Origin of the sequence: Protofrankia coriariae, assembly GCF_001017755.1 — a bacterium.
Classification (GTDB): domain Bacteria; phylum Actinomycetota; class Actinomycetes; order Frankiales; family Frankiaceae; genus Protofrankia; species Protofrankia coriariae.
Genome location: NZ_JWIO01000004.1, coordinates 180,409 through 189,788 on the forward strand (window position 1 = coordinate 180,409; position 9,380 = coordinate 189,788).

General features: G+C 70.8%; 9 protein-coding genes and 1 pseudogene (1 of these 10 running past the window's edge). 3 read left to right on the forward strand and 7 right to left on the reverse strand.

Annotated elements, in window-relative coordinates:
• The 7 genes and pseudogenes from FrCorBMG51_RS04555 to FrCorBMG51_RS04580 all read right to left on the reverse strand — a co-directional run.
• Positions 1-1,141, reverse strand: a pseudogene (locus FrCorBMG51_RS04555) (CocE/NonD family hydrolase) (it extends 516 nt beyond the left edge of the window).
• Between the two features lie 2 nt (positions 1,142-1,143).
• Complete coding sequence (locus FrCorBMG51_RS04560; RefSeq protein ID WP_047221833.1) at positions 1,144-1,947, reverse strand: hypothetical protein; 804 nt, start codon at positions 1,945-1,947, stop codon at positions 1,144-1,146.
• A 170-nt stretch (positions 1,948-2,117) separates the two neighbouring features.
• The gene (locus tag FrCorBMG51_RS32370; RefSeq protein WP_013873264.1) at positions 2,118-2,231 is read right to left on the reverse strand and encodes a streptamidine-related RiPP repeat protein; all 114 of its coding nucleotides are present in this window, start codon (positions 2,229-2,231) and stop codon (positions 2,118-2,120) included.
• An 89-nt stretch (positions 2,232-2,320) separates the two neighbouring features.
• On the reverse strand, positions 2,321-3,574 hold the full coding sequence (locus tag FrCorBMG51_RS04565; protein WP_052914286.1) for an MFS transporter: 1,254 nt from the start codon (positions 3,572-3,574) through the stop codon (positions 2,321-2,323).
• A gap of 270 nt (positions 3,575-3,844) precedes the next feature.
• A complete protein-coding gene (locus FrCorBMG51_RS04570) occupies positions 3,845-4,858 on the reverse strand; it encodes an ABC transporter substrate-binding protein (protein ID WP_047221834.1) in 1,014 nt (337 codons plus the stop codon).
• Positions 4,855-5,682 carry an ABC transporter ATP-binding protein gene (locus FrCorBMG51_RS04575; RefSeq protein ID WP_052914288.1) on the reverse strand — a complete coding sequence of 276 codons (828 nt, stop codon included), beginning with the start codon at positions 5,680-5,682 and terminating at the stop codon, positions 4,855-4,857. Before FrCorBMG51_RS04575 ends, FrCorBMG51_RS04570 begins: the two co-directional genes overlap by 4 nt.
• The gene (locus tag FrCorBMG51_RS04580; protein ID WP_235433307.1) at positions 5,679-6,833 is read right to left on the reverse strand and encodes a FecCD family ABC transporter permease; all 1,155 of its coding nucleotides are present in this window, start codon (positions 6,831-6,833) and stop codon (positions 5,679-5,681) included. Before FrCorBMG51_RS04580 ends, FrCorBMG51_RS04575 begins: the two co-directional genes overlap by 4 nt.
• A gap of 510 nt (positions 6,834-7,343) precedes the next feature.
• Here FrCorBMG51_RS04580 and FrCorBMG51_RS24660 point away from each other — a divergent pair.
• The 3 genes from FrCorBMG51_RS24660 (at position 7,344) to FrCorBMG51_RS04590 (ending at position 9,329) form a co-directional block, all read left to right on the forward strand.
• On the forward strand, positions 7,344-8,321 hold the full coding sequence (locus FrCorBMG51_RS24660) for an LLM class flavin-dependent oxidoreductase (RefSeq protein WP_052914290.1): 978 nt from the start codon (positions 7,344-7,346) through the stop codon (positions 8,319-8,321).
• A 136-nt stretch (positions 8,322-8,457) separates the two neighbouring features.
• On the forward strand, positions 8,458-8,607 hold the full coding sequence (locus FrCorBMG51_RS34435; RefSeq protein ID WP_338052684.1) for a hypothetical protein: 150 nt from the start codon (positions 8,458-8,460) through the stop codon (positions 8,605-8,607).
• A gap of 38 nt (positions 8,608-8,645) precedes the next feature.
• Entirely contained in the window at positions 8,646-9,329 is a 684-nt protein-coding gene (locus tag FrCorBMG51_RS04590; RefSeq protein ID WP_338052682.1) for a TauD/TfdA dioxygenase family protein, read from the forward strand.
• The last annotated feature ends 51 nt before the right edge of the window (positions 9,330-9,380 follow it).

A 9,380-nucleotide genomic window follows, 5' to 3' on the forward strand; every position in this document is an offset into this window, starting at 1 on the left:
CGGCGGCCCGCCGCGGGGGTGTCGGTGACAGCGCGCCGTCCGCGGTGGCGTGCAGCCGCAGAACGCCGGTCGACGCCGGCCAGCGATCCAGCCACCGGCCGTCCTCCATCAGGAAGATCTTCGTGATCGACGCGTCCTCGCCGGCCAGCACCCGGGAGATCCAGTCGACCTGAAGGGCGCCCAGCGGCAGCTGGGACTCGCGGCCGTGGTCGCGGCCGCCGGCGGAGTGGGAGTGCGGGGTGGACAGCTCGTGCCGCCACGGCCCGACCACCAGGCCACGTGCGGGCCGCGGGCCACGGCCGGCGCCGACGGTCGCCCACTGGTGGAGGGTCTGCGGCAGGAACAGGTCGTACCATCCGCCGATGTGCAGGGACGGCAACCCGCAGGCGGCAAGCTCCTGATCGTCCAGCGCTTCCGCGTGGGCCGGTGTTTGCCCGCAGCCGGGGCCGTCGGGGTCGATCGTGCTCCACCAGTGCGGTAGCCGCGCCCACAGACACCCGCCGATCCCGGCGACCGGAAGATGGCGCAGCAGCCGCGGGCGGGCTCGCAGCATCTGAGCGGACAGCCCGTCGCGGCTGGTCCGGCCGTCCGCGTGCTCGGCCCACCAGCCGACGTACTCGGCCAGCCGCAGGATGCCCGAGGGCTCGACGTTGGCCGGGCGCAGCCCGGCGGCCGGCACCTCGCTGATCACCGCGCGGACGAGGCCGGGCGCGGCGAGCGCGGCGGACCACGCCGTGAACGACCCGTAGGAGGCGCCCGCGAGGATCACGTTCCCGTCGCACCACGGCTGCGCGCGCACCCATTCGACGAGCGCCCGGCCGTCCGCGCGCCCGTGATGGTAGGGAGTCCAGCTTCCCTCCGAGCCGTAGCGACCCCGCACGTCCTGGACGACGTGGACGAAGCCGTTGCGGGCCCATCCGAGGCCGTTCGCCAGCAGCGCCGATCGGCCGTAGGGGGTACGGGTGACGACCACGGGGGCGGGCAGCCGGCCGGGGAAGTACACGTCGGTGGCCAGCGCGACCCCGTCCGCCGCGGGTACGAACTGGTTGGTGTCGGCCCCACCCGTCCTGGTGCCGGCCCCGCCCGTCCCGCCGCCAGCCCCGCCCGTCCTCGCGTGGGTGTCGGTGTCACCGCTGCCCACGGCTACGCCGGGTTGACCGCGAGGACGGGCAGGGGAAGCACCCGATGGCGGCTGATCGCGAGTGTGGTGGCGTCGACGACGAGCTGATGGCCCTCGCTGGGGATGTCGCCGCCCGCCGCCAGCGCCAGCAGGTCCGCGGCGAGCAGGCCGGCCAGCACCGACACGGCCGCGGGCATGAACCGCGCGGCCGGCTTGGGCGCGTCGGAGTCCAGGTACGCCCAGTGGGCGATCAGCTCGTCGGGCAGGGCCGCCGCGGCGAGCCGGCGCCCCCGGGTGTCCTGGTAGGAGGCGGTACGGCCGGGGATCGACAGCGGCCCGAGGACGAACGTGCCGCCCTCGGCACAGCAGCCGTGCCACGGTGTGCGGTGCCGCGCGCACCAGGCGTCCAGCTGGCGCCATCGGGCGTCCGGCAGCCACCGCGCGCAACTGACGACGACGTCCGAGTCCGCCACCGCGGCCTCGTCCACCGGGCCCACGCCGCACCTGACCTCGCAGAGAAGCTCGAGGAGTTTGTCGACGAGCGGGCCGTCGCCGTCCACGTGCACCTTCCAGCCGGACGGGACGGGCGCGTCCCGCTCCGCGCTCGCCAGCACGCCACGGCCGGCCAACGCGGCAGTGATCCGTTCGACGCCAGCCTGGTCGGCGGCGGGAACGCGCACGTCCGTGTCACCGGCTTCGAGCCGCTGGACCAGCGCGAGCAGCCGGTCGTCACCACCGACGCGAACGAAGACGTCTCCCGGGGTGCTGTAGCGCCAGCTGCCGTCGGCAGTCCGGTACAGGTGATGGCCGGGCGCGAGCACATGCATGCCTTTCTTTCTGCCGTGAAATGCCGTGGAACTCTGCCGCGAAACGTGGGCCCGGATGCCGTGGGGGAAGGGACGGCGGCCGGGAACCGTGGTCGTCGGGGCGGCGCGGGGAGGCGCAGACGTCTCCGACGACCACGGCCGGAAGCAGCTCACCGCCTTCGGTCAGCGAACTACTTCTCCTCGTCCCACGCGAACGGGTTCTGGACCAGTGCGTGGGTGGTCGGGTCCTGCGGGGCAGCGAGAACCGGCTCCTCGTTCAGCACCTCGAAAGAGATCTCCTCCATGGCTACCTCCCTTCAATAATGGAAATGGTTTTCATTACGTATAGAACGTTAACATGCTCCGGTGCGACGCGGAAGTGGTGCGGGGTGCTCTATTCCGGTGCCACCGCAGTGTGAGCATTTGCATGCGGTCGGTCATGACGTTCGCTGGGCGCCGCTGCCTCCAGCGCGTCCCGGGCCGCGACGAGATCCGCGAGCGTGCCGGTACGGCGCAGGCTCGTTCCGATACCGATCAGCAGCGCCACGCCGACACCCGAGGAGGTGACGAGCAGGGCGCCGCGGGTGCCCCAGACGTCGGCCAACGCGCCGGCGAGCATGGCGCCGAGCGGCGTCCCACCCCAGGCGATCATCCGTGCCGTGGTGTTGACCCGGCCCTGCAGCCGGTCCGGTGTGACAGCCTGCCGGACGACGATGCCGTTGAGGATGACCAGGGAGTTGGCGGCCTGCCACAGCACGAGAATCCCCAGCCCCAGCAGCCACATCGTGTTCCGCGACCAGCACAGCAGCGCGAGCCAGCTGCCCCCGAGCGCGCACAGCGTGATCAGTCCGATGGGCACCCGCCGGTGGATGCGGCCGAGGAAGGTACTGGTGATCAGCGTGCCGGCGGCCGTGGCTACGTAGAGCAGCCCGATCCGGACGTCGTCGTCGGCCAGGCCGAACTGCTCGACCGCGACGACGACCAGTAGGCCGCTGACCGCGCCCCCGGAGACGCTGGCGCCGGTCCCGAGCAGGGTCAGCGTCCGGATGACACGGTGATCCCAGATGTAGCGGAGCCCTTCGGCGATGTCGCGGCGGGTTCTGGCGACCCACCGCCGCCCGCCGCCCGGGCCGCCGGCGGCGCCGCGGTCGCCGGTGCCACCACCGGCGACGCTGCCAGTACCGACGTTGCCAGTACCGGCGCTGCCGGGTTGCGCGTCCCAGCGCACCCGGGTCAGCAGGAGCGCGGCGGCGACGTAACTGAGGGCATCCAGCGCGAGGACGGCCGGGGCGCCCAGGGTGGTCACGGCGACACCGCCGACAGCCGGGCCGGTCAGGTTCACCACGGTGCTCACCGACACCATCGCCGCGGTCGCCGCGGGCACCCCGTCGCGTCCGACGATGGCCGGCAGGACACCGAAACCGGCGGCGTCGAAGAACACGAACAGGGACGACACACCGACCGCGGCCACGAACAGGTGCGCTGTCGTCAGCGCCCCGGCCCAGGACGCGACGGGAACGCTCGCCATCACCAGGCCGCTGGCGACGCTGGTGAGCACCAGCGTGCGGCGCCGGTCCCAGCGGTCCACCAGCGCGCCCGCCGGCAGCCCGAGGACGAGATAGGGCACCGCTTCCAGGCCGGCCAGCACACCCGCGGCGGCCGCGCTCCCGGNCCCGCGGCGGCCGCGCTCCCGGTGCGCTGGTAGAGCAGCACCGGGAACGCCACCAGCGACATCGCGCTCCCGACCCACGAAACGGCCCGGCTGACCAGGAACAGCCGGAACGTCGATGCCGTGTTCATCGCGACACCGTCATCGTCGGGAGCTTCGCCGGGAGCTCGGGAATCTCACCGGGAACACAGGTTGGAACATCATCAGAAATGCTGCTGGAACTGCCATCAGGAATACCGTCATCACCGGTCAGGACGGTCCGGAGTGCAGGGACGTGGCCAGCCGGACGACCCCGTCGACACCACTGAGGTTGGTCGAGTACGACTGCGGCAGGAAGACCAGTCTGTTGTTCTTCACCGCGTCCAGGGTCGGGAAGGTCGTCGTCAGGTACTTACGGGCGCTCTCCTCGGACTCGCTGCCGCTGAGCAGATAGACGAGGGTGGCGGGATTCTTCTTGGTGATGTCCTCGACGGAGAGCTGGCCGTAGTACTTGCCGGCGGGCAGGATACCGGCGTAGATGTTCGTCGCCCCGGCGAGCCGCGCGATGTCGCTGTACACCCCTTCGTAGGTGTAGATCGTGCCGTTGAAAGAACTGATCAGCGCCACCGGGACGGGCGACCTGCCGGCGACCTGCGCGGAGACCTGCCGCAGGCGGTTGTCGATGTCGGTTTTCAGCTCGTCGGCCTTTGCGGTGACCCCGAGAATCCTGCCCAGCGCGGTCAGGTCCGCGTCGACGTCACGCACCCTGGCCTTACTGGCGTCGTCGGTGCAGAAACCGCTGAGGATCAGCACCTGGATGCCCTGGGCCTTCAGATCGTCGATGGTCGGCAGCTGCTGGCCGTCGAAAAGATAGGAACCGTCCGCCCAGATGAGGTCGGGGCGCGCCGCCAGCAGCGCCTCCCGGGTCGGGGCGGACACGCTCAGCGTCGGTATTTTCTTCTCCGCCTCGGCGTACTGCGGCAACGGGGTGCCGCTGCTGGTGTTGTACTGGCCGACGGTCTTCTCTGTCGCGCCGAGGGCGATCAGCAGCTCGGTGCTGGTGGTCCAGCCCGAGACGATGCGCGTCGGGGGCCTGTCGAAGTGCAGGGTGCGGCCGCAGTTCTGGATGTCGACCGGGTACCCGGCACCGGCCGTCGCCCGCGCCGGAGCGGCTCCCACCGTGCCGTTCCCCTCGGTGGTGGAGTCGGATCCGCAGGCCGTGAGGCCGACGGCGCACGCCACCAGCGCGACGAGCGCGCATTTTCGCGCGGCGGTGATTCTCATATGTTTCCTTCCGTGGCGAGTTCGCGTTCTTTCAGCGCCTTCTCGTCTCTGTCGGGGATCTCGGAAAAAGCAAGATGGAGGCGTCCGGTCACCGGATGGACGCCGCGATGGGCCCGCACCCCGAAAACCTCGGCGACGAGATCCGGGGTCAGTACCTCCCAGGGATCCCCCGTGCGGACGACGACACCGTCGCGCAGCACGTAAAGTCGGTCGCAGAACGCCGCCGCGAGGTTGAGGTCGTGCAGCGCGGCCAACACGGTGATCCCCAGCGAACGCACCAGCGCGAGCAGGCTGAGCTGGGTGGCGATGTCGAGATGGTTGGTCGGCTCGTCCAGGACGAGCACCGACGGCTCCTGCACCAGCGCCCGGGCGAGCAGCACCCGCTGCTTCTCCCCGCCGGACAGGGAGGTGAACGCCCGGTCTGCATACGCGGGCATACCGACCGTGTCGAGCGCGTCGGCGACGATGCGACGGTCGGCCGCGGACGTCAGCTCCCACCGGTTCTTGTGCGGCGTCCGCCCGGCCGCGACGATCTCGGCGACGGTGAAGTCGAAACCCTGGGAGTGCTCCTGGGCCAGCGCCGCCACCTGCCGCGCGGACCGCCGGGACGTGAGCTCCCGCAGCATGTTCCGCTCGTCGAGAAGAACAGCCCCGGACGTCGGCGCAACCGCCCGGTAGACGGTCTTCAGCACGGTGGACTTCCCGCTGCCGTTCGGGCCGACCAGGCCGACGAAGGTGCCGGGCGCGCAGTCGACGGTGACGTCGTGGACGATCAGCGCCTGATCGATCCGCACGCCCACGCCGTCCAGACGCAGCCGTGTCACGAGCCACCCCCGGCCCCGGCTCCGGTGGACAGCCGGCTGACCCGGCCCGAGCGGCGCAGCAGCAGCAGGAAGAAGGGCACGCCCGCGACGGCGGTGACGATGCTCAGCGGCACCTCCATCGGCCGGGCCACGACCCGGCCGACCAGATCGGCGAGGACGAGGAACACCCCGCCCAGCAGCGCCGCCACCGGCAGCAGCCGACGGTGGTCGGAGCCGATGAGCAGCCGCACGCAGTGCGGTGCCACCAGCCCGACGAAGGTGACACCGCCCGCGACGGAGATGACCGCGGCGGTGAGCGCGGCGCAGACCGCCAGCAGCTGGGCGCGCAGCCGGCTGACGGAGACCCCCAGCGAGGCGGCGGCCTCGTCCCCGAGCACCAGGGCGTTGAGCTGCCTGGCCTGCGCGAGCAGCCAGACGGTGGCGGCCAGGACGATGACCGTGGGTAGCCGCAGTTTCTGCCAGTCCGCCCCGGAGACCGTTCCGAGCAGCCAGAACAGCACCGCCGCCAGCTGGTTCGACCCGACCCGCAGCTGCAGGAAGCTCGTCCCCGCCTGCAGGAGGTAGCCGATCGCCACCCCCGCGAGCAGCAGGCGGTGCGGATCCAGCCGGCCCTGCCGGCGCCCCAGCGCGATGACCAGGACGAGCGTGGCGACCGCTCCGGCGAAGGCGGCGCCGGAGACTCCGATCGTCGGCAGCAACCCCGTCGTCGCGACCCCGCCCAGGGTGAGCACGGCGACCGCCGCGATCGACGCCCCCGAGGAGACCCCCAGCACGTATGGGTCGGCCAGTGGATTGCCCACCACCGCCTGCAGGACGGCGCCTGTCACGGCCAGGCCCGCGCCCACCACGAACGCCAGCAGCACCCGCGGCGTCCTGACCTGCCAGATGATCTGGTCGTCGATCGGCGGGGTGTGACCGCCGCCGACGAGGTGGCCGAGGATGCTCGACCACACGTCGGCGGGCGAGATCGCCGCCGCCCCGATGCTGACAGCGGCGACCAGCACGATCGGGGTCGCCACCAGCAGGACGACAACAGCGAGCAGAAATGTGTTCCGTGGACCGTGGGCCGCCCACGGCGCCACGGTGACGGCGGACGGGGTGCCACGCGCCGGGCCGAGTGTAGCGACAGTGCCCGCCCGTGGCGGTGGCACAGCGACCCTCCCCGGCGATCCGGACACGTCGTTCAGCCGCATGGGCCGGCTGACGGACAACAGAGCACCCCCGTCCTCCCCACCGGTACGCCGGCCGGTAGACAATGCGTAATGAAAACTGAAACGATTATCGTTATTTGTGGATCACCGTAGCAGGCGCGCCCTACCCCGTCAAACACGACCTCGACGCGAGCGACCAGGGCACTTGGGGCAGATGAGGCGCTCACGGACAGCGGGACCGATGATCGGTTTCGTCGCCGGTCGGGTACCGTCACCATGATCGGAACTGATACTCGGCGTTAGCCCATGCCTGGCGTCGTTCGCCTGATACGTCCCGGCGTATTCGTGAAGGAGAGCTTCACGAATCTCGTAGCGGCGCGGTGTTGCTCGTGGCACCGCGCCGGCGAAAAGTAGGGCCTGCATCTGTCGGTCACCGGCGACCCGACCCGCGTAGAACATCGTTTGCCCGGTAGGACCCGGCGGAGGAGACGACCCGGTGAGAAGCGCCGTATGCCGCACACCGAGCCCCTCCGTAACCGCTCGGCCGCCGTCGGTACGCCCGTCGGACCTCGACGTGAACGCACGCACGTCACCGATGTCGGCTACCGGCGGCGTGCCGTCCCCACGGGAGGGAGTGTGACGACGCCGGGCTCCGGCACCGCGTCGGCCACCGGCACCGGCACGGCCCCGCTGGTTCTCGTCGTCCTCGACCGGGCCGTACTGGCCGAACTACTCGGCCCGCGTGCCGCCAGCCGGTTGCCGCACTTCGGTGAACGCCTGGACGCGGCGGCTGACGCGGTCCTGCTCGGCGCGGACCCGCTACCGGCCCCAGGGCCCGCCGAGGCCGATGGCGGGGTGGGCGTCGATCCCAGCGTCGCCGCGACGGTGCTGTCGCACCACACCCGTCGCACCGGACTGGTGGTGGCGGCCACCGTGCGACGCGACCATCCCTACAACCTCGCGCGCCGCCTGACCAGCATCGACCACGCGTCCGGCGGCCGGATCGGCCTGCTGATCGACCCGGAGGATCCTCTCACCCCGGCCGGCTCGCCGTGGACCAGCGCCGAGCCGGTGGCCGCCGCGGCGGACGCGGTCGTCGCCATCCGCGAGCTGTGGCGCAGCTGGCCGGTCGAGTCCGTCACGCTGGACCGCACGGCCCGCGAGTTCACCCAGTCCCAGCGGATCGTCGCGGTGGACCACCGCGGCGCGTTCGACATCGCCGGCCCGTTTTTGCCATTCACAATATTTCTGCCGCTCCTGGGCCACCGCAATACCGGCAATCTCCCGAAAATGACTCGCCGGCGGTATCCAGCGTGTATCCTGTGGGGCCTGTTGACGAGTGTCCGGGGCCTGACGCATAAAACAGCGCACGAAGCACACGGGTTTTTTTCGGGCCAGCACGCCAGAAAAGCCGTCGCTGGTGAAGAACTTCGGGCCGGTACGAAACGCGCTTCTGCCGGGCCGGGCCCGCGCGAAGTTCCGGATTAAGTCAGACTGAAGGATTCCAACAGGTGATCATGCTTGTTCCGCGCGGCGCGCGGGCAGATGCTGGCCACAGCGTCACGGGATTTCTCTTCGCCCGTGCCCGAGCCTCGTGGGCCTCACGACAAGGGAGCCATTCCGCATGACCGAACTCAGGGATTCCGCGCTCGGCCTGGACGTCGTTCCGCTCGCCGGGTACATCGGCGCCGAGATCCACGGCGTCGACCTCCGTGGCCCGCTGGAGCCCAGCGTGGTCGAGGAGATCCGCGCCGCGCTGCACAGGCAAAGGTAATCTTCTTCCGCAACCAGGAAATCGGTCATGGTGAGCAGATCGCGTTCGCGCGCCTGTTCGGCAGGGTGACCCCCGCCCACCCGCACGAGGAGAACCCGCCCGAGGGCTTCCCGGAGATCCTGCCGATCGACAGCCGCCGCTACGAGACGAACCTCGGCCGCAAGCGCACCTCCTACGACAACAGCTGGCACACCGACGTCACCGCGCTGGTGAACCCGCCGGCCGCGTCGATCCTGCGCGCCCACATCCTGCCGGCGGAGCTGCGTGCATTCGTCGACAAGCTGGACATCAAACACCAGTTCAGCCTCTCGGCGGCCGCCGGCAGCCAGCGCGAACGGAAGATACGCGAAGCGAACCTGGTCGCCTATCACCCGGCCGTCCGGGTGCACGCGGTCACCGGTGAGCGCGCGCTGTTCGTCAGCCCGGGTTTCACCCGCGGGGCGCGCGAGATCCGCGGCTTCTCGCCCACACAGAGCGAGCGCATCCTCAATCTGCTCTGGGAGGAGGCCACCCGCACCGAGTACACGGTCCGTTTCCGCTGGGCCCCGGGCAGCGTCGCGTTCTGGGACAACCGCGCGACCTCACACCTGGCCATCTCCGACGCCGGGCACCTGGGATACGACCGCGTGCTCTACCGTGTCACGCTCGAGGGCGACATCCCGAAGGGTGCCGACGGGCGCGAGTCCGTACGCGTCTCGGGAGAACCGTTCTACGGCTCCTGACGGGATTTCTTCTTTTCGGTTTTCCGGCCGCCGGCGGGCCGGGGCGGGCGA